This is a genomic window from Mesorhizobium sp. 113-3-9, from assembly GCF_016756515.1.
In the GTDB taxonomy this organism is placed as follows: Bacteria; Pseudomonadota; Alphaproteobacteria; order Rhizobiales; family Rhizobiaceae; genus Mesorhizobium.
The window spans coordinates 5060493-5087379 of the sequence record NZ_AP023246.1 but is presented as its reverse complement, the minus strand read 5'-3'; the positions used below and the strand labels follow the sequence as shown (position 1 = coordinate 5087379).

At 62.9% G+C, this 26887-nt stretch carries 23 protein-coding genes; 15 read left to right on the top strand and 8 right to left on the bottom strand.

Annotation, left to right across the window (positions count from 1 at the left end; genetic code table 11):
* Positions 1–68 precede the first annotated feature (68 nt).
* On the top strand, positions 69–3449 hold the full coding sequence (locus tag MesoLj_RS24970) for a YhdP family protein (protein ID WP_202322912.1): 3381 nt from the start codon (positions 69–71) through the stop codon (positions 3447–3449).
* A gap of 107 nt (positions 3450–3556) precedes the next feature.
* On the opposite strand, the gene tyrS is transcribed toward MesoLj_RS24970, so the two are convergent.
* Positions 3557–4810, bottom strand: coding sequence for a tyrosine--tRNA ligase (gene tyrS, locus MesoLj_RS24965; protein WP_202322911.1), 1254 nt, complete (start codon positions 4808–4810; stop codon positions 3557–3559).
* A 251-nt stretch (positions 4811–5061) separates the two neighbouring features.
* Here tyrS and MesoLj_RS24960 point away from each other — a divergent pair, with 251 nt between their 5' ends.
* The 4 genes from MesoLj_RS24960 to MesoLj_RS24945 are packed head-to-tail and all read left to right on the top strand — an operon-like array spanning position 5062 to position 8658.
* The gene (locus MesoLj_RS24960) at positions 5062–5796 is read left to right on the top strand and encodes a glycosyltransferase family 2 protein (protein ID WP_202322910.1); all 735 of its coding nucleotides are present in this window, start codon (positions 5062–5064) and stop codon (positions 5794–5796) included.
* Positions 5789–6121 (top strand): lipid-A-disaccharide synthase N-terminal domain-containing protein, encoded by a 333-nt coding sequence (locus MesoLj_RS24955; RefSeq protein ID WP_056562293.1) that lies wholly within the window; start codon positions 5789–5791, stop codon positions 6119–6121. Before MesoLj_RS24960 ends, MesoLj_RS24955 begins: the two co-directional genes overlap by 8 nt.
* Positions 6122–6161: 40 nt before the next feature.
* The gene (locus MesoLj_RS24950) at positions 6162–7811 is read left to right on the top strand and encodes an ArnT family glycosyltransferase (RefSeq protein ID WP_202322909.1); all 1650 of its coding nucleotides are present in this window, start codon (positions 6162–6164) and stop codon (positions 7809–7811) included.
* A 25-nt stretch (positions 7812–7836) separates the two neighbouring features.
* A complete protein-coding gene (locus MesoLj_RS24945; RefSeq protein ID WP_202322908.1) occupies positions 7837–8658 on the top strand; it encodes a phosphatase PAP2 family protein in 822 nt (273 codons plus the stop codon).
* Positions 8659–8676: 18 nt separating this feature from the next.
* On the opposite strand, the gene MesoLj_RS24940 is transcribed toward MesoLj_RS24945, so the two are convergent.
* Together MesoLj_RS24940 and MesoLj_RS24935 are read right to left on the bottom strand one after the other, a co-directional pair.
* Positions 8677–9327, bottom strand: a complete 651-nt coding sequence (locus tag MesoLj_RS24940; RefSeq protein WP_202322907.1) for an FMN-binding negative transcriptional regulator — start codon at positions 9325–9327, stop codon at positions 8677–8679.
* A 22-nt stretch (positions 9328–9349) separates the two neighbouring features.
* Positions 9350–10024: an alpha/beta hydrolase gene (locus MesoLj_RS24935; protein WP_027042409.1), complete on the bottom strand. Its 675-nt coding sequence runs from the start codon at positions 10022–10024 to the stop codon at positions 9350–9352.
* Positions 10025–10262: 238 nt separating this feature from the next.
* Between MesoLj_RS24935 and MesoLj_RS24930 the strand changes: the two genes are divergently transcribed.
* The 7 genes from MesoLj_RS24930 to sufA all read left to right on the top strand — a co-directional run bounded on the left by MesoLj_RS24930 (position 10263) and on the right by sufA (position 17421).
* Positions 10263–11426 (top strand): cysteine desulfurase family protein, encoded by a 1164-nt coding sequence (locus MesoLj_RS24930; protein ID WP_202322906.1) that lies wholly within the window; start codon positions 10263–10265, stop codon positions 11424–11426.
* Between the two features lie 186 nt (positions 11427–11612).
* The gene (gene sufB / locus MesoLj_RS24925; RefSeq protein ID WP_096445255.1) at positions 11613–13130 is read left to right on the top strand and encodes a Fe-S cluster assembly protein SufB; all 1518 of its coding nucleotides are present in this window, start codon (positions 11613–11615) and stop codon (positions 13128–13130) included.
* Between the two features lie 27 nt (positions 13131–13157).
* Positions 13158–13913, top strand: coding sequence for a Fe-S cluster assembly ATPase SufC (sufC, locus tag MesoLj_RS24920; protein ID WP_015318168.1), 756 nt, complete (start codon positions 13158–13160; stop codon positions 13911–13913).
* Between the two features lie 25 nt (positions 13914–13938).
* Positions 13939–15207 carry a Fe-S cluster assembly protein SufD gene (gene sufD / locus MesoLj_RS24915; RefSeq protein ID WP_140767845.1) on the top strand — a complete coding sequence of 423 codons (1269 nt, stop codon included), beginning with the start codon at positions 13939–13941 and terminating at the stop codon, positions 15205–15207.
* A 4-nt stretch (positions 15208–15211) separates the two neighbouring features.
* Complete coding sequence (locus MesoLj_RS24910) at positions 15212–16456, top strand: cysteine desulfurase (RefSeq protein WP_202322905.1); 1245 nt, start codon at positions 15212–15214, stop codon at positions 16454–16456.
* An 8-nt stretch (positions 16457–16464) separates the two neighbouring features.
* Complete coding sequence (locus MesoLj_RS24905) at positions 16465–16857, top strand: SUF system Fe-S cluster assembly protein (protein WP_080680448.1); 393 nt, start codon at positions 16465–16467, stop codon at positions 16855–16857.
* A gap of 183 nt (positions 16858–17040) precedes the next feature.
* On the top strand, positions 17041–17421 hold the full coding sequence (gene sufA / locus MesoLj_RS24900; protein ID WP_140767843.1) for a Fe-S cluster assembly scaffold SufA: 381 nt from the start codon (positions 17041–17043) through the stop codon (positions 17419–17421).
* A 34-nt stretch (positions 17422–17455) separates the two neighbouring features.
* On the opposite strand, the gene MesoLj_RS24895 is transcribed toward sufA, so the two are convergent.
* Complete coding sequence (locus MesoLj_RS24895; protein ID WP_202322904.1) at positions 17456–17953, bottom strand: GFA family protein; 498 nt, start codon at positions 17951–17953, stop codon at positions 17456–17458.
* A gap of 90 nt (positions 17954–18043) precedes the next feature.
* Here MesoLj_RS24895 and MesoLj_RS24890 point away from each other — a divergent pair, with 90 nt between their 5' ends.
* A complete protein-coding gene (locus tag MesoLj_RS24890; protein WP_202322903.1) occupies positions 18044–18367 on the top strand; it encodes a TfoX/Sxy family protein in 324 nt (107 codons plus the stop codon).
* Between the two features lie 10 nt (positions 18368–18377).
* Here the strand turns inward: MesoLj_RS24890 and MesoLj_RS24885 are convergent, their stop codons facing one another.
* Positions 18378–19295 (bottom strand): pseudouridine-5'-phosphate glycosidase, encoded by a 918-nt coding sequence (locus MesoLj_RS24885; protein WP_202322902.1) that lies wholly within the window; start codon positions 19293–19295, stop codon positions 18378–18380.
* A 75-nt stretch (positions 19296–19370) separates the two neighbouring features.
* Positions 19371–20315 carry a carbohydrate kinase family protein gene (locus MesoLj_RS24880; RefSeq protein WP_202322901.1) on the bottom strand — a complete coding sequence of 315 codons (945 nt, stop codon included), beginning with the start codon at positions 20313–20315 and terminating at the stop codon, positions 19371–19373.
* Positions 20316–20596: 281 nt separating this feature from the next.
* On the opposite strand from MesoLj_RS24880, the gene recA reads away from it, so the two are divergent.
* Positions 20597–21697, top strand: coding sequence for a recombinase RecA (gene recA, locus MesoLj_RS24875; RefSeq protein WP_013895892.1), 1101 nt, complete (start codon positions 20597–20599; stop codon positions 21695–21697).
* 375 nt (positions 21698–22072) lie between these two features.
* Positions 22073–24739 carry an alanine--tRNA ligase gene (alaS, locus tag MesoLj_RS24870; protein WP_202322900.1) on the top strand — a complete coding sequence of 889 codons (2667 nt, stop codon included), beginning with the start codon at positions 22073–22075 and terminating at the stop codon, positions 24737–24739.
* Positions 24740–24835: 96 nt separating this feature from the next.
* On the opposite strand, the gene MesoLj_RS24865 is transcribed toward alaS, so the two are convergent.
* Together MesoLj_RS24865 and MesoLj_RS24860 are read right to left on the bottom strand one after the other, a co-directional pair.
* Positions 24836–25462, bottom strand: coding sequence for a glutathione S-transferase family protein (locus MesoLj_RS24865; RefSeq protein ID WP_202322899.1), 627 nt, complete (start codon positions 25460–25462; stop codon positions 24836–24838).
* An 81-nt stretch (positions 25463–25543) separates the two neighbouring features.
* Positions 25544–26755: an NADP-dependent isocitrate dehydrogenase gene (locus tag MesoLj_RS24860; RefSeq protein ID WP_172350807.1), complete on the bottom strand. Its 1212-nt coding sequence runs from the start codon at positions 26753–26755 to the stop codon at positions 25544–25546.
* Between the last annotated feature and the right edge of the window lie 132 nt (positions 26756–26887).

Sequence of the window (26887 nt, the reverse complement as noted above, 5' to 3'; positions counted from 1 at the left end):
CGAAGCCACACCGATATAGTGTCGAGCGGGGATTCGTCCACGAGCGAATTCGTACAACGGAAGATGGCGTGGATCAGGAGCAACCGCAGCACGAGAAGATCAGGTTCAGGCGGGATGAAATCACCGACCTGGGGGCTTTGCCGTCCGCGTGCCGCGTCCCGCCGCTCGGTCAGGCGTCGATCGGCCGCGGCTTTCGCATCCTTTCGCGCGTGTTCGCCGGCGTTGTCAGCCTCGTGTTGCTGGCGGCAGTCGTCGTCTATCTGGTCGGAGCGTCCGGCATCGGCTCCGAGCGGCTTCGGACGGAAGCCGAGATCGCCATCGAGAGACTTGCCGGTGTCGATGTCCATGTCGCTGTCGGGCCGGCGCGCATCACGCTCGACAGTTCGAGCTTCGTCGCGCTTCAGGTCAGCGACGTCAGCCTGAAGACATCGGATGGCAAGCCGATGGCGGATGCCGGCCGTGTTCGCTTCGGCATGCGCCTGATACCGCTGCTGTGGGGGGAGGTGCGGCTGACCAGCGCCAGGATATCCGACGCGCGCATCGTCACGGCCGCGATGCCGTCAGGCGGTGACTGGACAGCCGGCTTGCGCAATGAGGATGGCCTTGTCGACCCGGAGAAACTGTCCGACGCGGTGTTCGGCAACATCCATCAGGCGCTCGACGCCGTGCGGGAGGATTCGCTGCGCCGGATCGATCTCAGCAATGTCGAATTCGTATTGCCCGAAACCGGGGCGGTCAGGCTGATCACGATCACCGACGCCACCGTCATACAATCGGGTCCGGGCGGTATGGAGTTTTTCTCCGAGGCGAATGTCGACGGCAGAAAGGTTACCCTTGCCGCTTCCGCCACCCGCGATATCGCGGCGCACCGCGTGACGGCGCTGACAGCGAACATCGACCTGGCGCCTGCCGACAACACCACTGCCGGAGCCGGGAAGCTGGGTGCGATCGCATTGAAGCTGACAGGATCGGAAGGATCCGGCGCGAATGCATCGCGGCTGACAGCCGCGATCTCGTCCGCCGGGTCCGTTCTTGATCTTGGCACGCGCGGACTGCTGCCGGCCGATTTCGATGTCGATGCCACGCTTGTCCATGGCAGCAACAAGATCCAGGTCGACAGGCTCCTGCTGAAAACCGGTCGGTCTTCTTTCAATTTCGGCGGCTCGATAGGGCCGAAGCCGGCGACAGGGGCGGCGGGCGAGGAGCCTTCCTATCGTTATGACCTGACCAGCGACGGTTCGACCCTGGCGCCATCGGAATCGCCCGAGCCCGCGCTGGCGTTCATCGCTCGCATTGCCGGCGTCTATCAGACCAAGAGCCATAAACTGGTGGCCGAGCAGATCGCGGTTCGGTCCGACGCTTCCGGCGAGGTGCTTGGCACCGCGGCCGTGGAATTCGTTGACGGCAAGGCTCCCGGTATCAATCTGGCGCTCAACGTCCATGACATGCTGGTCTCGCACGTCAAGCAGCTGTGGCCGTGGTTTTCGGCGCGCAACGCACGGCTTTGGGTGCTCGATAATCTGTTCGGCGGCCGCGTCGTCGATGCCAATCTTCAGTTCCAGGTCGTGCCGGATCGCCTCGGCAATGGTGTTCCGCTTTCTGCAGACGAAGTGTTCGGCCGCTTCCAGATCGAAGGGTCGCGCTTCGACACGGCCGGGCGCATTCCGCCGATACGCGACGCGGTCGGCGTCGTCGCCTTCCACGGCAACGACGTCGACATTTCGCTCTCCTCGGGCACCGTCTTCATGCCCAGCGGCCGCACCGTGGCGGCCAGCAACGGCACACTGTCGGTCAAGGCGGCGAACCACCCGCCGGTCATCGGCGCACTCGACATTGACGTGGAGGGAGAGGCGTCGGCTGTCGCGGAACTCGCCTCCTACGAACCGATCAACGCCATGCGCCATGTCGGCTTCCTGCCGGAGGATCTGTCCGGCAGCGTTACCGGCCATGTCAGGGCCGACATTCCGTTGCAGTCCGGTGTCGACACCTCGAAACTGGACTGGCTGGTGTCTCTCGACTACACCGGCCTGTCGCTGGCCAAGCCGTTCGAGGGACAGACCGTCACCGATGCCGACGGCTCGATCACGGTCGACCCGGAAAAGGCGGTGATTTCCGCCAAGGCGTCGTTGAACAACATTCCGGCCGAACTCGACCTCGTCGAGCCGCTGGTGGATAACGGGCCGCCGCGCAGCCGCAAGGTGGCCCTGGTGCTTGACGACAAGATCCGCGCCGCCGCCATGCCCGGCCTGACGCCGCTGCTCGGCGGAACGGTGAAGGTCGCGATCGACAAGAGCGGTGGCGGCAATCAGAACGTTTCGGCCGACCTGACCAATGCCAGGCTGGACATTCCCTGGGCCGGCTGGAGCAAGGGGGCAGGGGTCCCGGCCAGTGTCACCTTCGTCATGACCAAGTCCGGCGACACCACGACACTGTCCGACTTCAACCTCGACGGCAAAACATTCTCCATCGACGGCAGCATCGTGCTGGTCAACGGCGCCCTGTCGTCGGCAAAATTCAGCAAGGTCACCTTGAACAGAGGTGACGATGTCGCGATTTCGGTGAAGCGGTCGGGCAAGGGCTACGCGGTCGACATCAATGGCAATGCGCTCGACGCCCGATCGCTCATCAAGCAGTTCATGTCGGATGTCGACACCGCAACCAAGACCACCGGAACAGACAACATCTCCGTCAGCGCCGACGTCGAACAGCTTACCGGTTTCCACGACGAACAACTGTCCAACCTGAAGCTGGACTACAGCGCGGCCGGTTCAAGGGTGAACGGCTTGAAGGTCAGCGCCACGGCCAGTTCGGGGGCGGCCATAGCAGTCAGCAACACTGCCGGCGACGGCCGGCGCTCGCTCAACGTGCAGTCGGCGGATGCAGGCGCTATCCTGAGATTCCTCAACATCTACGAGCATATGGAAGGCGGGTCGATCACCTTGGCGCTGACGGGGGCAGGCGACGGGCCGATGAAGGGCAAAGTCGATACCAGCAACTTCTTCATCGTCAATGAACCGAAACTGGCCTCCATCGTCTCGACCACGCCGGCCGGCGACAACCGCAGTCTCAATCAGGCGGTCAAGGGCAATCTCGACACGTCGCGGGTCAAGTTCGAGCGCGGCTACGCCGAGATCGAGAAAGGCAGCGGCTATCTGAAGCTTGCCAATGGCGTGCTGCGCGGCCCCCGCATCGGCACGACGTTCCAGGGCATCCTCTACGACCAGAACAACAATATGGACATGACGGGCACCTTCATGCCGGTCTATGGCCTCAACCGCATCTTCGGCGAGTTGCCCATCGTCGGCGCGCTGCTCGGCAACGGCCGCGACCGCGGCCTGATCGGCGTCACCTACCGGCTCAGGGGCAATGCCAACAAGCCGGTGCTCGACGTCAATCCGCTGTCGGTGATCGCGCCGGGAATATTCAGGTCGATCTTCGAGTATCGCTGAGCAATTCCAGGAAAAGTGTGAAGCGGTTTTCCGTCCGGAATTGCGTCAAAACAAATAGTTAGAGCCGTTCACCGTTTCCGTGAAATGGTGAACGGCTCTAAGCGGCCTCAGGCCGGCCGCACCAGAACGTGTTTTTTCTTGCCGAGTGAAAGCTTTACGACGTTTTCCGGACTCAGATCCTGAAGCGTGACCATGCGGCGATCATCGCTGACCGACTGGTCGTTGATGCGAACCGCACCGCCCTGGATGTGCCGCCGCGCCTCGCCATTGGACGACGCCAGCCCGGCCGTGACCAGCAGCGACAGGATGCCGACGCCGGCCTCCAGCGCTGCCTTGTCGGCCTCGACGGTCGGCAATGTCTCCGCCAGAGCGCCTTCTTCGAATGTCTTTCGCGCCGTCTCGCTGGCTTGCTCTGCCGCCTCGCGGCCGTGCAGTAATGCGGTGATCTCGGTGGCCAGGATCTTTTTCGCCTCGTTGATCTCCGACCCGCCGAGTCGCTCCAGCCGCGCGACCTCGTCCAGCGGCAGCGTCGTGTAGAGCTTCAGGAAGCGGGCAACGTCGGCATCCTCGGTGTTGCGCCAGTACTGCCAGAACTCATAGGGGCTCAGCATGTCGGCATTGAGCCATACTGCCCCGTTCATTGACTTGCCCATCTTGGCGCCCGACGAGGTGGTGAGCAGGGGCGTGGTCAGCGCGTAGAGTTGCGGCGTGCCAAGGCGATGTCCTAGGTCGATACCGTTGATGATGTTGCCCCATTGGTCGGAGCCGCCCATCTGGAGGCGCAGGCCATAGCGTTTGCTCAGTTCCACGAAGTCGTAGGCCTGGAGTATCATGTAATTGAATTCTAGGAAGGAAAGCGATTGCTCGCGATCCAGGCGCTGCTTGACCGAATCGAAGCTAAGCATGCGGTTGACGGAGAAATGCTGGCCCACGTCACGCAGGAATTCGAGATAGTTGAGCGGCAGGAGCCACTCGGCATTGTTGACCATCAGCGCGTCGCGCGGACCTTCGCCGAAGGTGAGGTAGTTCGAGAAGACCTTCTTGATCCCTTCGATGTTCGTCTGGATGACCTCGGGTGTCATCAGTTTGCGCGCCTCGTCCTTGAAGGAGGGGTCGCCAACCATTCCCGTGCCGCCGCCCATCAGCGCGACAGGCCTGTGGCCGGTCTGCTGCATCCAGTAAAGCATCATGATCTGGATGAGCCCGCCGGCATGCAGGCTCGATGCCGTCGGATCGAAGCCGATATAGGCACTCACGGTTTCCTTGGCGAAAAGTTGGTCGAGGCCGGTCTCATCCGAAATCTGGTGGATGAAGCCGCGCTCGCTCATCGTGCGCAGGAAATCGGATTTGAAGGCAGGCATGGTTTCTTTCCCGAAAGCGTCGGCCCGGTCTGGCGCGGGCGTATGTGAACGGGCGCGTTTAGCATCCAAGCGCGATCAGCAAAAGTGGAATCCGGTTTTGCGGCACGTGCGGATGACATCCGGTATGCTTGCTTCATCGTTTCGGCTGGCGTAATGAGGCGCCGCGCCAAAGGTTCTTGCAGCCCACGACCTCGAGCGGCACCGCACGGCATCCAGGAATGCCATATCCGACGACAGAGCCCCGACGCGACATGCCGGACGCATTGATATCCATCGTCATTCCTTGCAGGAACGAGGCGGCAAACCTGCCGCTGCTGATCGACGAGATCGAGACGGCGATGGCCGGGCGCGACTTCGAACTGATCATCGTCAATGATGGCTCGACCGACGAGACGGCTGCCGTCCTGACCGAGCAGGCGATGCTTCGCTCCTTTCCTGTGCGGGAATTGCGGCACCAGAAATCCGCTGGCCAGAGCCTCTCGGTGCGTTCGGGCGCCTGGGCGGCGCGCGGCAGCATCATTGCCACGATCGACGGTGACGGCCAGAACGATCCGCAATACATCCCCGTGCTGGTGGACGCCTTGCGGCAGGCCGGCCCTGATTTCGGCGCCGCCCAGGGGCAGCGCCTCAAGCGCCGCGACAGCAAGGTCAAGCAACTGGCGTCGCGCTTCGCCAACTGGCTCAGAAACGCCATCCTGCATGATGAGACGCGCGATACCGGCTGCGGCCTCAAGGCCGTCCATACCGATATCCTGCGCAAGCTGCCCTTCTTCGACGGCACTCATCGCTTCGTCCCGGCCCTGGTCATCCAGGAGGGCTATCGCGTCGTGCATTGCGACGTCGTCGACCGCTCGCGCCGGCACGGCAAGTCGAACTACGGCATTTTCGACCGTGGCCTGCAGGGTGCGCTCGATCTCGGCGGTGTCTGGTGGCTGCGCCGCAGGCGCCGCAGAATGCCAAAAGTAGAGGAAATCAAGCGTGTTTAACGTGCTTCAGGAACTGGCGACGTGGCTTCACCAGGTTTTCATCAAGCAATTCGATGCGTGGGTCCTGCTCGGCTTCATCGCCCAGTTCTTCTTCACCATGCGCTTCGTCGTGCAATGGCTCGCCTCGGAAAAGGCCAAGCGCAGCGTGGTCCCGGTGGCCTTCTGGTTCTTCTCCCTGTTCGGCGGCGGCCTGCTTCTGATCTATGCCATACAGCGCCAGGACCCGGTGTTCATCGCCGGCCAGGCCATGGGTATGTTCATCTACATCAGGAATCTCTGGTTGATCGCCAATGAGCGCAAGGCGGCGATGACCAAGGTCGATTGAGCGGCCTGTCACATCAAGAAATGACCAGAGAGACTCGAGCATGGCGTTGAACAGGAACTACATCCTTCTCTTCCTGTTCAGCCTGGTGATGACGGTTTCGGGGCTGGCGTCCCTGCCGCCGATCGACCGGGACGAGTCGCGCTTCGTCCAGGCCACCAAGCAGATGGCGGAGAGCGGCGACTATGTCGACATCCGCTTCCAGGACGCCTCGCGCTACCAGAAGCCGATCGGTATCTATTGGCTGCAATCTGCCGCCGTGACCTTGAGCGGCAAGGGGGCCGAAGCGCCGATCTGGGTCTACCGCATGGTCTCCGCGCTTGGCATTGCCATTGCGGTGCTGGCGATCGCCTGGACAGGGACCAATCTTTTCGGCGCCAATGCCGGCCTCGCCGCCGGCCTGGTGATGGCGGCGATCTTCGCCACGGCCTTCGAGGGCCGCGACGCCAAGACCGATGCGATGCTGCTCGCCTGCTGCGTGGCGGCGCAAGGCGCACTGGCGCAGATCTACCTGGCAGCGCGCCGCAACGAACCTGTCGCCGGCCATCTCTGGTGGATATTCTGGATCGCGCAAGGGGCAGCGATCCTCATAAAGGGGCCGATTGCGCCGCTGCTGTCGGCGCTGACAATCGCCGCGCTGTTTGCCTTCGAGCGTGACGGGCGCTGGCTGTCGAAACTCAAGGTCGGGCGCGGCCTGTTGCTCGTCGTGCTGATCACACTGCCCTGGCTCGCCGCGATCACCTGGAAAAGCCATGGTGCTTTCCTGCAGCAGGCTGTCGGCAAGGACATGCTTGGCAAGGTCGCGTCGGGCGAGGAATCGCATGGCCTGCCGCCCGGCTTCTACATGCTGACCTATTCGCTGTTCATGTGGCCTTTCGGCCTGATCGCCGTCGGCGCCGGCCTCCAGGCCCTCAACCGTCTGCGCGACGATGTCAGGCTGCGCTTCTGCCTCGCCTGGTACATCCCTTTCTGGCTCGTATTCGAGCTCATTCCGACGAAGCTGCCGCACTATGTTCTGCCGGCCTATCCCGGCATGGCGCTGCTGATCGGCTGGCTGCTGACCCTGCAGCCGCAGGATGCCAACGCACCGCTCAGGCGCTGGCAACAATGGCTGTGGTGGGCGACTGCATTCGGTCTGGTCGTGGTCAGCCTTGGTCTGGCGGCGGTCTGTATCGGAGCGCCGATCTACCTCACCCACACATTTTCCTGGTGGAGCATTCCGGCCGCCGCAGCCGCGCTCGGCACTGGCTACCTGGGTTTTTCGCGGCAGTTGCAGGTGCCGCTGCCCCGTATCGGGGCCACCGCCGCCGGCGCCGGCATCACCTATGCCTTGCTGTTCGGTGTCATCGCCCCATCCCTGACGCCGATCTGGCTGAGCCCGGCGATCAAGCAAGCGGTGCTTGCCAACAAGGCTTGCGACACGACGGTGCTGGCCTCGGCGCGCTATCAGGAACCGAGCCTGGTATTCCTGGTCGGCACCAAGACGGTGCTGACCGATATCGGCGGGGTGGCGGAGCATCTGCTTGCCGATCCGGCCTGCGCGTTGGGGCTGGCGCCGATCGAGGATGAGCAGAAACTGAATGGCATGCTGTCGGTGCGAGGCAAATCGGTGAACCGCGTCGCCGAAGTCGACGGCATCAACTATTCGTCGGGAGACAAATTGTCGCTCGGCCTTTATCGTATCGCGCAATGACTTCGGCGATGAGGTCGACTTCCCAATGCTCGTGAAATCGCGTCCACCCGTTTCTGGCAGGCTCCTGGGGACAGGGCGCCGGTCGGTCGACAATTTTCTCGACACGATGCGGATCGTGAGAGGGCGCTTTGCTGCCCGTCCCGCCAGGTACCCGAATATAGTATGGTCGGTCTGGGGCGTGGGCTGGGTTCTGCTGACCGCGGCGGCGTTTGTGCGTCTCGACACCCCGGCGGGGATGCTTCGAGATCAATGGTCGCCGGGATTTGTCCGTTTGGCCGACTTTTTCACGCAGTTCGGCCTAGGCGGCTGGTATCTCATTCCGCCCGCGCTGTTGCTCGTCGCGGCCAATCTGATCGATTGGCGAAGTCTCTCGAGACGATCATTGATGCTCGCCTACAACTGGACTTGCCTGGCTTTCCTGGTGCTGAGCGCCGTCGGCCTGTCCGGTCTGACGGTCAATGTCCTGAAATACGCGATCGGCCGGGCCCGCCCGCTCTACTTCCAGGATTTTGGTGTCTTGGCCCTGCATCCCTTTGCTTTCGATGCACGCTTCGCCGGCTTTCCGTCCGGCCATGCCACGACAATGGGCGCTGTGTTCGGCGTTCTTCTGCTCTTGTTTCCGCGACGCTGGTATATCGCGCTGGCGGTGACGGCCTGCATCGCCTCGACCCGGGTCTTCGTTGGTGCCCACTATCCGAGTGACACGGTCGCCGGCTTCGGCCTTGGCTGCGCCTTCGCGCTCGCCTGCGGGGTGGTGTTTGCCCGCCTCGGGTTCATCTTCCGGCCGATGCAGTCGGGATTGCCGGTCCGCAAAGCATCGTTCCGGCTGATTGCCCCGGAAAGATAGGACGCCGGGCGGATTGGTCTAATTGCTGTCCAGTCCGCCGTAGGATCTCACCAGGCGAGCCATGTCGGACGAATTGGCGGTTTCGCTTTCCAGCCCTTGCGCGACGCCCGCGCGATCGGCGACGGGACGGTTCTGGCTGACCTTCCACTTGCCGTGGATCTCGCTGATTTCGATCTCCAGTCCGATGATGCCCTTGATCTGCGACTGGATGAAGGGCGGCGGCGCATCGGTCACCGCCCAGGGTGCCTCGCGCATATCTTCCTGGGAGGCGGTCAGGTCGGCGATCTGGCGCGCGAGCCATTCCTGGTCGTCGATCACCTTGGCGGTGCCGCGCACTTGCACGATGGCGTAGTTCCAGGTCGGCACCACCTTGCCGGTCTCGCGCTTGGTCTCATACCAGGAGGGCGTCACATAAGCGTCGGTGCCCTGGAAGACGATCAGCAAGGGCGATGTCGGATTGTCGGCAATAAGGCGCCATTGCGGGTTGGCCTTGGCCAGGTGAGCCCGCAGCCTGCCGTTCGGCGCCGCTTCGGCGTCGAGCAGGAAGGGAATGGCGTTGGCGACCGGGCCGTCAGGCCCGTTCGAGATCAACATGCCGAGCGGATGCGCCCTGATCAGTCCATGCAGGACATCGGGGCGCGTTTCCTGGAAATGGGGAGGCTCGTACATCGGCGTTGGCGCCTTCCCCTGTTTATCTCAGCCGCTTCGGCCGCGGATCGGACAACTCGCCCGCCAGCCGGCGATCGAGATAGTCGGCGCATTCCTCGATCAGCAGGTCGGCGTCGTTGGCGAAAAAGTGGTTGGCGCCGGGCAACGTCTTCTGCGTGATGGTGATGCCCTTCTGCGTGTGCAGCTTGTCGACCAGGCCTTGCACGTCCTTCGGCGGCGCCACCTTGTCGGCATCGCCATGGATGATCAGGCCCGATGACGGGCAGGGCGCCAGGAACGAGAAATCATAGGTGTTGGGCTGCGGCGCGATCGAGATGAAGCCTTCGATCTCCGGCCGGCGCATCAAAAGCTGCATGCCGATCCACGAGCCGAAGGAATAACCGGCGACCCAGCAGCTCTTGGAATCCGGGTGCAGCGACTGGACCCAGTCGAGTGCGGCCGCCGCGTCCGACAATTCGCCGGTGCCGTGGTCGAACTCGCCCTGGCTGCGGCCGATGCCGCGGAAGTTGAAGCGCAGCGTGGTGAAATCACGCTTCTGGAACATGTAGAAGAGGTCGTAGACGATCTTGTTGTTCATCGTGCCGCCGAATTGCGGGTGCGGATGCAAGACGATGGCGATCGGCGCGCTCTTTTCCTTGGAGGGCTGGTAGCGTCCCTCCAGGCGACCGGCCGGACCGGTGAAAATGACCTCAGGCATGAAATACTCCACTTGGTATACGAATGCGCGGCGCCCGGAACGTGTCTTCCTCTGGCCTTGACGCAGGGCGAGCGTCTTCTTAGAAGCTAGTTTAGAACTATTCAAAACTGAGTGGCCAGACGTCGAGCCCGGCCACCCGCGCCGCAAGCCGCGTAAATAGGACGGCTCGCCTTGGAATTTCAAGGAAATAACGCCATACGACGACCGAATGGCTTCTGACGGGATCAACTGGACGAAAATGGCCGCAAAACGTGCCTATCTCGACTACAATGCCAGTGCGCCGCTGCTTGCAGCGGCGCGCGAGGCTATGGTCGCGGCGCTTGACATGGCGGCCAACCCGTCATCGGTCCATGCCGAGGGCCGCGCCGCGCGGCGCCTGATCGAGACGGCAAGGCGCGAGGTCGCGGCACTGGTGAATGCCAGGCCCGAACATGTCGTGTTCACCTCCGGTGCGACCGAAGCCGCCTCGACGCTGCTCTCCCCCGATTGGCAGATGGGGCGCGGCAGCGTGCGCATGAGCCGGCTCTACGTCTGCGAGGCCGATCATCCCTGTCTGTTGAATGGCGGCCGCTTTCCGGCCGTGCAAGTCACGCGCATCGGCGTCGATGCCGACGGCATTGCCGATCTTGCAGCCCTGGCGGCGGCGCTTGCAGGTCATGACAAGGCCGATGGCCTGCCGCTGGTGGCGATCCATGCAGCCAACAACGAGACCGGCGTTATCCAGCCGATCGATCGTATCGCCGAAATCGTCAAGGCCGCCGGCGGTATTCTTGTCGTCGATGCGGTTCAGGCCGCGGGCCGCGTTTCGATCGATATGTCAGCGGGTTACGCCGATTATCTGATTCTGTCTTCGCACAAGATCGGCGGCCCCAAGGGCGTCGGCGCCATCGTCGCTGCAGCCGACCTGATGATGCCGAAGCCCCTGATAAACGGCGGCGGCCAGGAAAAGGGTTATCGCGGCGGCACGGAAAACCTCGCCGCCATATCAGGCTTTGGCGCCGCCGCGCGCGAAGCGCTGGCCGGACTGCCGGCGATCGATGCGGTGCGCGTGCGTCGCGACGAGATCGAGGCAATCGTGAAAATGCTGGTCCCGGACGCGGAAATCTTTGGAACCGGCGCGCCAAGGCTTGCCAACACGACATTCTTCGCTATTGCGGGCGTCAAGGCCGAAACCGCGCAGATCGCCTTTGATCTCGCCGGTGTTGCGCTGTCGGCCGGCTCCGCCTGTTCGTCGGGCAAGGTCGGGCCGAGCCACGTGCTGAAGGCTATGGGCTACGGCGACAGTCTCGGCGCCTTGCGTGTGTCGATTGGCCGGGCGACGGGTGCCGAGGACATCGAACTGTTCCGCACCGCGCTGGCGGGCATTGCCGCTCGTCGGGCGGATAAGGAAAGGGCCGCGTAGCGGTTGGACGATTTTGGGCCTTTCGGCCTGGTAGAGCCGTGCGTTTCATGCTGGCCGGGTGAATTTCCGGTCGAGGCGCACTATATGGAACTTACGCTGCCGCGAGCGCTTCTTCGGCGCTCATTTCGGCGGTGCCATAGTTTGAAAACTGTCGGGCCTTGACCCCGGCGTGGATGGAGAACGCATATGCCTGCTGTGCAGGACACGATCGATCGGGTCCGAAAGATCGACGTCGACCAATACAAATACGGATTCCAGACCGAGATCGCTGTCGACAAGGCCCCCAAGGGCCTGAGCGAAGACATCATCCGTTTCATTTCGGCCAAGAAGGACGAGCCGTCCTGGATGCTGGAATGGCGCCTGGAAGCCTATCGGCGCTGGCTGACGCTGGAAGAGCCGACCTGGGCGCGCGTCCACTATCCGAAGATCGATTTCCAGGACATCTACTACTACGCGGCGCCGAAGAGCACGCCCGGCCCGTCCTCGCTCAGCGACGTCGATCCCGAGCTCTTGAAGGTTTACGAGAAGCTCGGCATTCCGCTGCGCGAGCAGGAAATCCTTGCCGGCGTTCAGAAGACGGATGCCTCCGATCTCGAGGAGCCTAGCGACAATGTCTACAAATCGGGCCGTGTCGCTGTCGACGCGGTGTTCGATTCCGTCTCCGTCGTCACTACCTTCAAGAAGGAATTGGCGCAGGCCGGCGTGATCTTCTGCTCGATCTCGGAAGCCATCCGCGAGCATCCGGAACTGGTCCAGAAATATCTCGGCTCGGTCGTGCCGACCTCCGACAATTTCTACGCCACGCTGAACTCGGCTGTCTTCACCGACGGTTCCTTCGTCTTCGTGCCCAAGGGCGTGCGCTGCCCGATGGAACTGTCGACCTATTTCCGCATGAACGAGAAGAATACCGGCCAGTTCGAGCGCACGCTGATCATCGCCGAGGAGGGGGCTTACGTCTCCTATCTCGAAGGCTGCACGGCGCCGCAGCGCGACGAGAACCAGCTTCATGCCGCGGTCGTCGAATTGGTGGCGCTCGACGACGCCGAGATCAAATATTCGACGGTGCAGAACTGGTACCCCGGCGACGCCGAGGGCAAGGGCGGTATCTACAATTTCGTCACCAAGCGCGGCGATTGCCGTGGCGACCGTTCGAAGATCTCCTGGACGCAGGTCGAGACCGGTTCGGCGATCACCTGGAAGTACCCGAGCTGCATCCTGCGCGGCGACGATTCCTCCGGCGAGTTCTATTCGATCGCCGTGTCGAACGGCTACCAGCAGGTCGACAGCGGTACCAAGATGATCCATCTCGGCAAGAACACATCGAGCCGCATCATCTCCAAGGGCATCGCCGCCGGCTTCTCGCAGAACACCTATCGTGGCCAGGTTTCCGCGCACCGCAAGGCGACCAACGCCCGGAACTTCACCAATTGCGATAGCCTGCTGATCGGCGACCAGTGCGGCGCGCACACCGTGCCCTACATGGAAGCCAAGAATTCGACGGCGCAATTCGAGCACGAAGCAACGACGTCCAAGATTTCCGAGGACCAGAAGTTCTACGTCATGCAGCGCGGCATTCCCGAGGAGGAAGCCATCGCGTTGATCGTCAACGGCTTCGTCAAGGACGTCATCCAGCAACTGCCGATGGAGTTCGCCGTCGAAGCGCAGAAGCTGATCGGCATCTCGCTTGAGGGATCGGTCGGCTGACCGGACAGATATTCAGGAAACAAAAGAATGCTTGAGATCAAGAACCTGCACGCCCGCATCGTCGATGACGGCACCGAAATCATCCGCGGCCTGAACCTGACGGTGAAAGCCGGCGAGGTCGCCGCGATCATGGGCCCGAACGGCTCGGGCAAATCGACATTGTCCTACATCCTCGCCGGCCGCGAGGATTATGAGGTGACCGAAGGCGACATCCTGTACAATGGCCAGTCGATCCTCGAAATGGATCCGGCCGAGCGCGCGACGTCTGGCATCTTCCTCGCTTTCCAGTATCCGATGGAGATACCGGGCGTTGCGACCATGGAATTCCTGAAAGTGGCCATGAACGAGCAGCGCAAGGCGCGCGGCGAGGAGCCGCTGAAGATCCCGGAATTCCTGAAGCGCGTTAAGGAAGCCGCCGCCTCGCTCAGCATGGACATGGCCATGCTGAAGCGGCCGCTCAATGTCGGCTTCTCCGGCGGCGAGAAGAAGCGCGCCGAGATCCTGCAGATGAAGCTGCTGGAGCCAAAACTCTGCGTGCTCGACGAAACCGATTCCGGCCTCGATATCGATGCGCTGAAGATCGTCTCCGACGGCGTGAACGCGCTGCGCGCGCCGGACCGGGCTTTCCTGGTCATCACCCACTACCAGCGCCTGCTCGAACATATCGTGCCCGACAGCGTGCACGTGCTGTACAAGGGCCAGGTCATCAAGTCCGGCGACAAGTCGCTGGCGCTCGACCTCGAGGCCAATGGCTATGCCGGCGTGATCGGCGAAGCCGCGTGAGATGCCAGAAGGCAAGGTCAAACTGATGAACATGCACACACAACCGCAGCGGACACCGGCCGAAACCGCGTTGATCGACGCGTTTGGCGACCGGCTGTCACTGCTGCCGGGCGATGGCGCGGTGATGCTGAAGCGCGACGACGCGATCGAGGCGATCAAGCACGGCCTGCCGACGCGGCGCGTCGAATCCTGGCACTACACGGATCTGCGCCGGCTGTTGAACGTGGTGCCGGACTTCGACCCGGCCGCCATGGCCAAGGCCGTTGCGCCGATCGTCGAAGGCTCCGCCGTTCTGCCGGTCCTGAACGGCAAGTCCGACGCGAAGGTGCCGGTCCTTGAAGGCGTCACCGTGCAGCGCCTGTCGGAAAAACTGATCGACGGCAGCATCGCGCCGGGCCTCGATCCCTATGGCAGCGATGATGCGATCGGCGCGCTGAACACCGCCTTCGTCGCCGATGGCTACTTTGTCGATATCGCCGATGGCACGGAACTCGAAAAGCCGATCGAATTGCAGAATGTGCAGGCCGGTGGCCAGAGCCATGTGCGCTTGGCCGTTCGCGTCGGCGCTGGCGCCAAGACCGTCATTGTCGAGCGTCAGGCGGGAGACGGGGCCGCCCTGGTCAGTTCGGTCAGCCAGCTTGTGCTGGGTGAGGGTGCCGAGGTGACGTGGCTGATCGTCCAGGAACAGCCGGAGACGGCGACTCATCTGGCGCAGTTCAAGGCCCATATCGGCAAGAATGCGAAACTGACCCTGTTCGTGATGAACGCCGGCGGCAAGCTTGTGCGCCAGGAGGTCATGGTCAGGACGACGGGCGAAGGCGCCGACTTCAAGCTGCGCGGCATCAACCTGCTGGCCGGCGATACCCATAGCGACGTGACGATGGTGCTCGACCACGCTGTGCCGCACACGACCTCGACCGAGATCATCCGCAACGTGGTGACCGGCAAGGCGCGCGGCGTCTTCCAGGGCCGTATCAACGTCCACCAATATGCGCAGAAAACCAACGCCAAGATGGCCTGCAACACGCTGCTCCTGTCGGACGATGGCGAGTTCTCGACCAAGCCTGAACTTGAAATCTTCGCCGACGACGTCGTCTGCGGCCATGGCGCGACCGTCACCGAGATCGACCACGACCATTTGTTCTACCTGATGGCGCGCGGCGTCGACGAGAAGTCGGCCCGTGGCCTGCTGGTCAAGGCGTTCGTCGCCGAGGTGATCGAGGAACTGGATGACGAGACGATCGTCGAGGCGCTGGAAGCACGGCTGGACGATTGGTTTTTGACACACGGGTGAAATGATGAACGCTCCAGGCAAGATCGGAGATTTCTACGACGTCGAGGCGATCCGTCGCGACTTCCCGATCCTGTCGCGGGAAGTCTACGGCAAGAAGCTCGTCTATCTCGACAATGGTGCCTCGGCGCAGAAGCCGCAGGTGGTGCTGGATACGATCCAGCATGCCTATTCACAGGAATACGCCAACGTCCATCGCGGCCTGCATTTCCTGTCGAATGCCGCGACCGACGCCTATGAAAAGGCGCGTGAGACGGTGCGCCGCTTCCTCAACGCGCCGAGCACGGACAACATCGTCTTCACCTCGAACACGACCTCGGCGATCAACACGGTCGCCTATGGTTATGGCATGCCCAATATCGGCGAGGGCGACGAGATCGTGCTGTCGATCATGGAGCACCACTCCAACATCGTGCCCTGGCATTTCATCCGCGAGCGGCAGGGCGCGAAACTCGTCTGGGTGCCGGTCGACGATCTCGGCGTCTTCCATATCGAGGAATTCGAGAAGCGGCTGACCGACCGCACCAAGCTCGTCGCCATCACCCAGATGTCGAATGCGCTGGGCACGGTGACGCCGATCAAGGAGATCGTGCGCATCGCGCATGCGCGCGGCATTCCCGTACTCGTCGACGGCAGCCAGAGCGCCGTGCACATGCCGATCGACGTGCAGGACCTCGACTGTGACTTCTTCGTCTTCACCGGCCACAAGGTCTACGGCCCCTCGGGCATCGGCGTGCTCTACGGCAAGAAGGACATTCTCCAGGCCATGCGCCCCTTCATGGGCGGCGGCGAGATGATCGAGGAGGTGACGGAAGACATCGTCACCTACAACGAGCCGCCGCATCGCTTCGAGGCCGGCACGCCGCCGATCGTCCAGGCGATCGGGCTGGGTGCCGCGCTCGACTACATGGAAAAGATCGGCCGCGAGCGCATCGCCGCCCACGAGGAAGACCTCAAGACCTATGCCCATGAGCGGCTGCGGTCCATAAACTCGTTGCGCATCTTCGGCGATGCGCCGGGCAAGGGCGCGATCATCTCCTTCGAACTGCAGGGCATTCATGCCCATGACGTGTCGATGGTGATAGACAGGCAGGGCGTTGCAGTGCGGGCCGGCACCCATTGCGCCCAGCCGCTGTTGAAACGCTTTGGCGTAACCTCCACATGCAGGGCATCGTTCGGCATGTATAATACCAGGGCCGAAGTCGACGCTTTGGCCGAGGCGCTTGAAAAAGCGCGAAAGTTCTTTGGGTGATGACGACCATGGACGATGTGAGCACAACCGCAGAGACCGCGCCGGAAACGGCTGCAAATGGCATCGTATCGGCCTCGGCCATCCCCGCCGACGAACTGGCGCGGCTGACCGACGATATCGTCTCGGCGCTGAAGACGGTCTATGACCCGGAAATCCCGGCCGACATCTACGAGCTTGGCCTCGTCTACAAGATCGACATCGAGGACGACCGCTCGGTCAAGATCGACATGACGCTGACCGCACCGGGCTGCCCGGTGGCCGGGGAGATGCCTGGCTGGGTGGAAAACGCCGTCGGCGCCGTCGAAGGCGTGTCCGGCGTCGAGGTCAACATGACCTTCGACCCGCCCTGGTCGCCCGACCGCATGTCGGAAGAGGCACAGGTGGCGGTGGGCTGGTACTAAGGCATGCCGCCCAAAAGTGACCTCAGTTTTTGGGCAACGACATGCAAAAACAAAAACCTAAAGCGCGTCACGCTTTAGGCAAGTCGAGGTTGGTACACTTGCGCCAGTGGTAAAACTTCACCATTTTAGGTGAGGAATCATTCGGCAGGCCTTGAACCTGCATGGAATGGAGAAGGAAAGAGAATGGGACGCTTCGCCGTCATCACGATGACCGAAAAGGCCGCCGAGCGGGTGCGCGAGATCGTCGCGACCCGCGACAATGCGCATGGCATTCGCCTCGGCATCAAGAAGGGCGGCTGCGCCGGCATGGAATACACGGTCGACCTGGTGACCGAACCCAACACCAAGGACGACCATATCGAGCGCGATGGCGCCCATGTCTATGTCGCGCCGGAGGCGGCGCTCTTCCTGTTCGGTACCGAGATGGATTTCGAGCAGACGACGCTGCGCACCGGCTTCACCTTCCACAACCCGAACCAGAGTTCTGCTTGCGGCTGCGGCGAATCCGTCGAACTGAAGCCGGCGGATCTCAAGGCACTGGCAGAGGCGCGCGCCTCGGCCTGATCCTTCCTTCGTCCTGCTTACGGGGCGAAGAACACTACTCCACCCACATAGCCGTCCGCTTGTGCCAGTCGGCGATCGATTCTTCCGGATAGACGTCGAACACCTTGTCGCGCTTGCCGATCTCGGGTTCGACCCAGTTCGCCTTGTATTTCAGCATCAGGTGCACCTTTTCCGGTGGTGTCGGCAGGTCGCTGTCGATCGCCGAGGCGAAGGGATGCACCAGTTCCGGCCAGGTCGGATCGTAGAGCCAGAGCGCCGACCCGCATTTGCGGCAGAAATTGCGTTCGCCGGTCGAGACCTCGCAATGGGGATGTTCGTCGTCCTCGATCTCGGCACGGTAGACGCCAAGGCTCCTCTTGCCCCTGATGTTCAGCGTTTCGTAGTCGGCGCCGAGATTGATGGCGAAACCGCCGCCGCCCTGCTGCTTGCGGCAGATCGAGCAGTAGCAAAGCATGAATGGCACCGGCGTGTGGCTTTCCACCTCGAAACGCACGGCGTTGCAGCGGCAGGATCCCTTGAGCAGAAGTGGCATGACAAAAAACTCCGACGGAATGATCTCAACCTGTCAGCATGATCTTGGTTGCGCGATGACAATGTCAAATGCCGGTGACATGATCGCGGCATGGACAATGAACGCATCGCCGAACTGTTCGCCGGCCTCGGCCCGGTCAGCGTCCGCAGGCTGTTCGGCGGCAAGGGCATCTATTTCGACGGCGTCATCGTCGCCATCGTGCTGCGCGGCGAATTGCTGCTGAAGGCCGACGAGCAAAGCGCGCCCCACTTCGAAGCCGAGGGCTGCAAGCAATGGACCTACACCGGCTCGCGTCACGGCAAGCTGGTCGCCATGCCCTATTGGAGCATCCCCGACAGTGCCTTTGACGATCCGGACGAGATGACGGTGTGGGCACGCCGCGCCTATGAGGCCGGAAGGCGCGCCGGCAAATAGCCGCGCGAACCTACAGCGCTTTTGCTATCTCGGCCGCCAGCCTCGCATTGTTTTCGACCAGCGCGATGTTGGTCTTCAGGCTGCGGCCGCCGGTGAGCTCCAGGATTTTCGATAGCAGGAACGGCGTCACCGCCTTGCCGGTCACGTGCAGAGCCTCGGCGGCCTTTTGCGCTGCTTCGATGTAGCCCGCCATCTCTTCGGCGGGGATTTCGTGGTTCTGCGGCACCGGGTTGGCGATCAGCATGCCGCCGCCGAGCCCCAGCGCAGCCCGGGTCTGGTAGAAATGCGCGATGTCTTCAGGCTTGTACAAGGTGAGAGGCGCGCGGAACGGCGACTGCCGCGACCAGAAGGCGGGCATGGTCTCGCAGCCATGGCCGATGACAGGCACGCCGCGCGTCTCCAGCACTTCCAGCGTCTTTTCGATGTCGAGGATGGCTTTGGCGCCGGCCGAGACGACGATGACCGGTGTGCGCGCCAGTTCATCGAGGTCGGCCGAAATATCGAAACTCTTTTCCGCCCCCTTGTGCACGCCGCCAATGCCGCCGGTGGCGAACACTTTTATCCCGACCATATGGGCGGCGATCATCGTCGCGGCGACCGTGGTGCCCCCGGTGCGCCCTTGCGCGACGGCGAAGCCGAGGTCGGCGCGCGACAGCTTCATGGCGTCGCCGGTCATGGCCAGCGATTCGCGCTCGCCGTCGGAAAGGCCGATCTTGATGCGTCCGCCGACCACGGCGATCGTTGCCGGCACGGCACCACCGTCGCTGATGATCTTCTCGACGTCCGCCGCCATGGCGCCATTGTCGGGGTAGGGCATGCCATGGGTGATGATGGTGCTTTCCAGTGCCACCACCGGCCGGCCGGCGGCCAGGGCTTGCGCCACCGGCGCGTGGATATCGATGAAGGGGCGGGCGGTTTCCGGGGTCATCTCAGGTCTCCAATCCGGTGTGCATGCATCCATCAAGGTGCGCGGCGGCACTCCGGCACTATGAATTTGCCGGTCTCATGCCACTTCCTGCACATCGGGCACAAGGGCCAGCGCTTCCATGAAGGCGGCCGCGGTGAAATCGGGAACGGCGTCGGCGCTCTCGATGGCCAGCGTTGCCGCGGCGACGCCTTCCCGCAACGCCGCCCGCAAGGGCATGCCGCGCAGCAAGGCGGCGACCGTTGCCCCCGCCAGCGCATCTCCCGCGCCGGTGACGTCCACAACTTTCCTCGGGGCGGGCGGCATGATGGCAAACATGCCGTCGCGATCAAAACCCAGCACCGGGCCGCTGCCCGCCGTCACCACCGCGCTGGTGAGGCCGGCGCGCTTCAAACCGTCAACGATGCCCCGCTGGGAAGCCGCGCCGTCCAGGCCTGCCAGCGCGAGGGCCTCGCGCTGGTTCATGAAGACGACGGCCAGATTGCTGAGCACCGGCTTCAGGCGCACGATCTTGGCCGGCGAAATGGCAATGGCGAATACGGGCTTGCCGGCGGCAAGCGAAACCAGCCGCTCCAGTGCCGCCGATGGCAGATTGGCGTCACACAGGATGGCGTCGGCGGCCAAGATCGCCTCCCGCACCTTGGATCGGCGGATCTGCTTGGGAAACGCCAGATCGTACAGCGCCATGTCGGCAAAGCCGACGATCAACTCGCCTTCGCGATCGATCAACGCGGTATAGCTCGGTGTCGTGCGGTCAAGGAACACCGCCGACAGATCGGCGATCCCTGCCTTGGCTATGGCGCGGGAAACGGTGTCGCCCGCCGCATCGCCGCCCCGCATCGAAAGCAGCGAAGCGGAGACGCCGCGCAGCACTGTGCTGCGCAGCGCGTTGAAGACGCCGCCGCCGACATCTTCGCGCATCGTGCCGGGGTTGGACGCGGCCGGCACGTAGAGGCCGGACACCTGGCCGCGCCGGTCGATATGGGCCCCGCCCACGGCCAGTATCTCTGCGGATTTCACCATGGCGGCGATATGACCTTTGTTGTTGCAGCCGCACAAGCGCTAGGCTGCGCGACAGAGCTTCGCATGCAAGGCAGCGATTCGGCAGGCCGGGACAGCGGTGCCGGCTGGCCTAATGCGAGGTGGGTTGCTGCCCGCGTTTCTGGGACGAAAAAAGAACAAATCCGGATATCGCTTGTTTTTCAAATGCTTGTTTCCTCTTGCCAAATGAGAACAAAAAAGGTACAAAATGCCAGGGATTACGGATTGTCCGGCCTTCATTGACGACCAAGGGGTGATGTATCATGGCTCAGAATTCTTTGCGGCTTGTAGAGGATAAGGCAGTGGACAAATCAAAGGCTCTGGATGCGGCTCTGTCGCAAATCGAGCGGGCTTTCGGCAAGGGCTCGATCATGCGGCTCGGCGCCAACGAGCAGGTCGTCGAGATCGAAACGGTGCCGACCGGTTCGCTCGGCCTCGACATCGCGCTCGGCGTTGGTGGCCTGCCGCGCGGCCGCATCATCGAGATCTACGGGCCCGAAAGCTCGGGCAAGACGACGCTGGCGCTGCATACTGTGGCCGAAGCCCAGAAGAAGGGCGGCATCTGCGCCTTCGTCGATGCCGAGCATGCGCTCGATCCGGTCTATGCCCGCAAGCTCGGTGTCGATCTGGAAAACCTGCTGATCTCGCAGCCCGACACCGGCGAGCAGGCGCTGGAGATCTGCGACACGCTGGTGCGTTCCGGTGCCATCGACGTGCTGGTGGTCGATTCGGTCGCGGCGCTGACGCCGCGCGCCGAAATCGAGGGCGAGATGGGCGATTCGCTGCCCGGCCTGCAGGCCCGCCTGATGAGCCAGGCGTTGCGCAAGCTGACCGCCTCGATCTCGCGCTCCAACACCATGGTCATCTTCATCAACCAGATCCGCATGAAGATCGGCGTCATGTTCGGTTCGCCCGAGACCACCACCGGCGGCAACGCGCTGAAATTCTATGCATCGGTGCGCCTCGACATCCGCCGCATCGGCTCGGTCAAGGATCGCGACGAGGTCGTCGGCAACCAGACCCGCGTCAAGGTCGTCAAGAACAAGCTGGCACCGCCCTTCAAGGTGGTCGAGTTCGACATCATGTATGGCGAGGGCGTCTCCAAGACCGGCGAACTGGTCGATCTCGGCGTCAAGGCCGGCGTGGTCGAGAAGTCGGGTGCCTGGTTCTCCTACAATTCGCAGCGTCTCGGCCAGGGCCGCGAAAATGCAAAACTGTTCCTGCGCGACAATCCCGATACCGCGCGCGAGATCGAACTGGCACTGAGACAGAATGCCGGTCTGATCGCCGAGAAATTCCTCGAGAATGGTGGCTCCGAAGGCAACGGCGACGACGGTTTTGAGGACGAAGCCGGCGCGATGTAAGGCAACGGCCAGAGTTCGGCCATAAAGTCGGCTTATGACCTGATGCTTAAGTAATCGAGTTCTTTAGTACCGCGTTCAAAACCGCTGGCCTTCGAGCCGGCGGTTTTTGTTTTTGGGCGGTGTGGAGCCGGCCTGATAAGCTCCTGAAGCGCTTCGCGCCTGAGTGGATTCACGCGACGCGCTTCAGGTCTTTATTCTCATGCATGTCGCTCTGCCAAAACCGAGGTCGTTTTGGGCGACGTGCATTGGATTGGCCTAATTCCGTGTTTCTGGACAGGGTGCGGTGTGCCCGCTAAAAGGCCAAGTCAATCTTCTAAAAAGCAGAGACCAGTTTCCGCCGGCCGCGCCGGCGGTTTTCGCGAAAAGGCAGCAGTCATGAGTGGCGTGAACGAGATTCGGTCGACATTTCTCGACTATTTCCGCAAGGAGGGCCACGAGGTCGTGGCCTCGAGCCCGCTCGTGCCGCGCAACGATCCGACATTGATGTTCACCAATGCCGGCATGGTGCAGTTCAAGAACGTCTTCACCGGTTTGGAGAAGCGGTCCTATTCGCGCGCCACCACCGCCCAGAAGAGCGTTCGCGCCGGCGGCAAGCACAACGACCTCGACAATGTCGGCTACACCGCGCGTCACCTGACCTTCTTCGAGATGCTCGGCAACTTCTCCTTTGGCGACTATTTCAAGGAGCGCGCCATCGAGCTTGCCTGGAACCTGATCACCAAAGAGTTCGGGCTGAAGAGGGACAAGCTGCTGGTCACCGTCTACCACACCGACGATGAGGCGGCGGGCTTCTGGAAGAAGATCGCCGGTTTCTCGGACGATCGCATCATCCGCATCCCGACCTCGGACAATTTCTGGGCGATGGGCGACACCGGTCCTTGCGGGCCTTGCTCGGAAATCTTCATCGATCGTGGCGAGCACATCTGGGGTGGCCCTCCCGGCAGCCCGGAAGAGGATGGCGACCGATTCCTCGAATTCTGGAACCTGGTGTTCATGCAATATGAACAGGTGACGAAGGAGGAGCGCATCGACCTGCCGCGTCCGTCGATCGACACCGGCATGGGCCTGGAGCGCATGGCGTCCATCCTGCAAGGCGTGGAAAGCGTTTTCGAGACCGATCTGTTCCGTCACCTCATCGATGCGGCGTCTTCCGCGCTTGGGCGCGCTCCGGATGCCGAAACGGTGGCGTCCTACCGTGTCATTGCCGATCATTTGCGCTCGTCCTCCTTCCTGGTCGCCGACGGCGTGCTGCCGTCGAACGAAGGCCGCGGTTACGTGCTGCGCCGCATCATGCGCCGCGCCATGCGCCACGCGCAGTTGCTCGGGGCGAGCGAGCCTCTGATGTGGAAGCTGGTGCCGGCTCTGGTGCGCGAGATGGGCCAGGCCTATCCCGAATTGCTGCGCGGCGAACAGTTGATCACGGAAACGCTGAAGCTCGAGGAGACGCGCTTCCGCAAGACGCTGGTGCGCGGCCTCGGCCTGCTCTCCGAGGCGACGGAAACGCTGCATGCCGGCGACATGCTGGATGGCGAGACGGCCTTCAAACTCTACGACACCTACGGCTTCCCGCTCGACCTGACGCAGGACGCGCTGCGCCAGCGCAGCATCTCGGTCGATCTTGCCGGCTTCACCAATGCGATGGAGCAGCAGAAGGCCGAGGCGCGCAAGCACTGGACGGGGTCTGGCGAGGCCGCGACCGAGACGGTGTGGTTCTCGGTGCGCGAACAGACCGGCGCCACCGAATTCCTCGGCTACGAGACTGAAGCTGCGGAAGGCCTCATCCAGGCGTTGGTGCGGGACGGCAAGACCGTCGACAGCGCCGGCAAGGGTGACGCGGTTGCGGTGGTCGTCAACCAGACGCCATTCTATGGCGAATCCGGCGGCCAGATGGGCGATACCGGCGTCATTTCAGGCGAAGGCTTCTCGATCGAAATCTCCGATACGCAGAAGAAGGCGGATGGGCTGTTCGTGCATCTGGGCAAGGTGGCGAGCGGCACGGTCAAGACGGGCGCCGCCGTTGAGCTCAAGGTCGACCATAACAGGCGCTCCAGGCTGCGTGCGAACCACTCCGCCACCCACCTGATCCATGAGGCGCTGCGCGAGGTGCTGGGCACTCATGTCGCACAGAAGGGCTCGCTCGTCGCGCCGGAGCGCCTGCGCTTCGACATCTCGCACAACAAGCCGATTTCGGCCGAGGAACTCGAAGAGGTCGAGCGCATGGCCAACGAAATCGTCGTGCAGAACGGCCCGGTGACCACGCGCCTGATGTCGGTCGACGACGCCATCGCCGAGGGCGCCATGGCGCTGTTCGGCGAGAAGTATGGCGATGAAGTGCGCGTCGTGTCGATGGGCACCGGGCTGCATGGCGCCAAGGCCAACCGGCCCTATTCGGTCGAACTCTGCGGCGGCACCCATGTCAGGGCGACCGGAGATATCGGCCTGGTGCGTGTCGTCTCCGACAGCGCGGTTGCCGCCGGCGTGCGCCGCATCGAGGCGCTGACCGGCGAGGCGGCCAGAAAACATCTCGATGAGCAGGATCGGCGGCTGAAGACGGCGGCAGCCGTGCTGAAAATCTCGCCCGCCGACGTGCCGGCGCGCGTCGAGGCTTTGCTTGAGGAGCGCAAGAAGCTCGAGAAGGAACTCACCGAAGCCCGCAAGAAGCTGGCGCTCGGCGGCGGTGCAGCGGCCGGCGCGCCTTCGGAGAACGAGACGGTCGCGGGCGTCGGCTTCCTCGGCAAGGCCGTCTCCGGCGTCTCGCCGAAGGACCTGAAGCCGCTGGCGGATGCCGGCAAGACCTCGCTCGGCTCCGGCGTCGTCGTCTTCGTCGGCGCCGGCGAGGACAACAAGGCAAGCGTCGTGGTCGCGGTGACCGATGACCTCGTCGGTCGCTTCAGCGCCGTGGACCTGGTGCGCGTGGCCTCCGCCGCCTTGGGCGGGCAGGGCGGTGGCGGGCGGCCCGACATGGCCCAGGCCGGTGGCCCTGACGCCTCCAAGGCCAATGATGCGATTGCGGCGGTCAGGGCGGCACTCGAAGCGGCGTAGGCGAGCGGCTGAATTTATCGCAACGGTTGGCGGGACAGCGCCCCCTCTGTCCGGCAGGACAGAGGGGGCGCTGTCCCGCGGACGTCTCAATACTTATCAGCCGATTTTTTCGGTGCGAGCAAAGCTCGGACGAGCGGCAATGCGCATGTACCAGCCTTGGATGTCGGAGAACTGCGCCAGCAGCTTTTGGCCTTCGGCAACCTTGAGGAAATAGGCAATGATCGGTGCGGCGTGCAGGTCGGCCAAAGTCAGCTGATCGCCGAGCAGCCAAGGTCCTTGTGCCTTCAGCGCGGTCAACACGTTCAGCACCGTCTCAGCCTGGCTCACCCCACCAGCGATCAGGCTCTCATCCGGCTCCGTCTTTTCCAGCCGCTCGACGGCGACGTCCCAGACCATGGCGCGATAGCCATAGGCGTCGAGCATGCCTGTCATCTGGCCCATCCTGGCGCGGCCGCGCGGATCGGCGGGCTGCAGTGCCGGGCCGTCGAAAGCCTCGTCGACATAGCGCGCGATCGCATTCGTCTCGAAGAGCCGAAACCCGTTATGCTCGAAGGCTGGGATGCGGCCGAACGGGTGATGCTCCAGATACCAGGCTGGGATGCCTTCGGCTGCGAAGATGTCGAGCGGGACGAGTTCGTAGGCGACGCCTTTTTCCTCCAGCGTCATCCGCGCGATGCGCACATAGACACTGTAGTCCGCGCCGTAGAGGATTGGCTTGGTCATGCTGCCGGCCCTTCGTCGCTTTCATCGGCCCAAAAAACGAAGGCTCCTTTCGGAGCCTTCGGGGTGTAGAGCTGCGAGTACTTACGCCATCGCCTTCTGCAAATTCTCGTCGATCTTGTCGAGGAAGCCGGTGGTCGAGAGCCAGGGCTGGTCCGGGCCGATCAAGAGCGACAGGTCCTTGGTCATGAAGCCGCTCTCGACGGTCTGGATGCAGACCTTTTCCAGCGTCTCGGCAAAGCGCTTCAGCTCGGCATTGTCGTCGAGCTTGGCGCGGTGCGCGAGGCCGCGCGTCCACGCGAAGATCGAGGCGATCGAATTGGTCGAGGTTTCCTCGCCCTTCTGGTGCTGGCGATAGTGGCGGGTGACGGTGCCGTGCGCGGCTTCCGCTTCCACCGTCTTGCCGTCCGGCGTCATCAGCACCGAGGTCATCAGGCCGAGTGAGCCAAAACCTTGCGCCACCGTGTCGGACTGCACGTCGCCGTCATAGTTCTTGCAGGCCCAGACATAGCCGCCCGACCATTTCAGGCTGGAGGCCACCATGTCGTCGATCAGCCGGTGCTCGTACCACAGCTTCTTCGACTTGAACTCGGCCTCGAATTCAGCCTCGTAGACTTCCTGGAAGATGTCCTTGAAGCGGCCGTCATAGGCCTTGAGGATGGTGTTCTTGGTCGAGAGGTAGACCGGATAGTTGCGCAGCAGGCCGTAATTCAGCGAGGCACGGGCGAATTCGCGGATCGACTCGTCGAGATTGTACATGGCCATGGCGACACCGGCGCCGGGCGCATCGAACACGTCGTGCTCGATCACCTGGCCGTCCTCGCCGACGAACTTGATCGTCAGCTTGCCCTTGCCGGGGAAGCGGAAATCGGTGGCGCGGTACTGGTCGCCGAAGGCGTGACGGCCGACGATGATCGGCTTGGTCCAGCCGGGCACCAGGCGCGGCACGTTCTTCATGATGATCGGCTCGCGGAAGATGGTGCCGCCGAGGATGTTGCGGATCGTGCCGTTCGGCGACTTCCACATCTTCTTCAGCTTGAATTCCTCGACGCGCTGTTCGTCGGGGGTGATCGTCGCGCATTTCACGCCGACGCCGTACTTCTTGATGGCGTTGGCCGAATCGATCGTTACCTGGTCGTTGGTGGCGTCGCGGTGCTCGATGCCGAGGTCGTAATATTCCAGCTTCAGGTCGAGATAAGGGTGGATCAGCTTGTCCTTGATGAACTGCCAGATGATGCGGGTCATCTCGTCGCCGTCGAGTTCGACGACCGGGTTCGCCACCTTGATCTTCGCCATGGAAAGAATGCCTCGTTGCTGGGATATGGGACGGCCTTGCCCGCGTGGCGTTCGGCCGGGAGATGCCGCCCGTATATCAAAGGGTTTTTGGCCGCGCAAACGGCGATCGGTCACGAATGCGAGGCGATGGCC

Coding starts and splice junctions, on each gene's coding strand:
- MesoLj_RS24880 (WP_202322901.1), bottom strand. CDS start 20,315: ATGGTGAAATCCGCAGAGATACTGGCCGTGGGCGGGGCCCATATCGAC.
- recA (WP_013895892.1), top strand. CDS start 20,597: ATGGCTCAGAATTCTTTGCGGCTTGTAGAGGATAAGGCAGTGGACAAA.
- sufC (WP_015318168.1), top strand. CDS start 13,158: ATGCTTGAGATCAAGAACCTGCACGCCCGCATCGTCGATGACGGCACC.
- MesoLj_RS24885 (WP_202322902.1), bottom strand. CDS start 19,295: ATGACCCCGGAAACCGCCCGCCCCTTCATCGATATCCACGCGCCGGTG.
- MesoLj_RS24895 (WP_202322904.1), bottom strand. CDS start 17,953: ATGCCACTTCTGCTCAAGGGATCCTGCCGCTGCAACGCCGTGCGTTTC.
- MesoLj_RS24905 (WP_080680448.1), top strand. CDS start 16,465: ATGGACGATGTGAGCACAACCGCAGAGACCGCGCCGGAAACGGCTGCA.
- MesoLj_RS24960 (WP_202322910.1), top strand. CDS start 5,062: ATGCCGGACGCATTGATATCCATCGTCATTCCTTGCAGGAACGAGGCG.
- sufB (WP_096445255.1), top strand. CDS start 11,613: ATGCCTGCTGTGCAGGACACGATCGATCGGGTCCGAAAGATCGACGTC.
- MesoLj_RS24865 (WP_202322899.1), bottom strand. CDS start 25,462: ATGACCAAGCCAATCCTCTACGGCGCGGACTACAGTGTCTATGTGCGC.
- MesoLj_RS24945 (WP_202322908.1), top strand. CDS start 7,837: ATGCTCGTGAAATCGCGTCCACCCGTTTCTGGCAGGCTCCTGGGGACA.
- MesoLj_RS24930 (WP_202322906.1), top strand. CDS start 10,263: ATGGCCGCAAAACGTGCCTATCTCGACTACAATGCCAGTGCGCCGCTG.
- tyrS (WP_202322911.1), bottom strand. CDS start 4,810: ATGCCTGCCTTCAAATCCGATTTCCTGCGCACGATGAGCGAGCGCGGC.
- sufD (WP_140767845.1), top strand. CDS start 13,939: ATGAACATGCACACACAACCGCAGCGGACACCGGCCGAAACCGCGTTG.
- MesoLj_RS24940 (WP_202322907.1), bottom strand. CDS start 9,327: ATGTACGAGCCTCCCCATTTCCAGGAAACGCGCCCCGATGTCCTGCAT.
- MesoLj_RS24910 (WP_202322905.1), top strand. CDS start 15,212: ATGAACGCTCCAGGCAAGATCGGAGATTTCTACGACGTCGAGGCGATC.
- alaS (WP_202322900.1), top strand. CDS start 22,073: ATGAGTGGCGTGAACGAGATTCGGTCGACATTTCTCGACTATTTCCGC.
- sufA (WP_140767843.1), top strand. CDS start 17,041: ATGGGACGCTTCGCCGTCATCACGATGACCGAAAAGGCCGCCGAGCGG.
- MesoLj_RS24935 (WP_027042409.1), bottom strand. CDS start 10,024: ATGCCTGAGGTCATTTTCACCGGTCCGGCCGGTCGCCTGGAGGGACGC.
- MesoLj_RS24890 (WP_202322903.1), top strand. CDS start 18,044: ATGGACAATGAACGCATCGCCGAACTGTTCGCCGGCCTCGGCCCGGTC.
- MesoLj_RS24950 (WP_202322909.1), top strand. CDS start 6,162: ATGGCGTTGAACAGGAACTACATCCTTCTCTTCCTGTTCAGCCTGGTG.
- MesoLj_RS24860 (WP_172350807.1), bottom strand. CDS start 26,755: ATGGCGAAGATCAAGGTGGCGAACCCGGTCGTCGAACTCGACGGCGAC.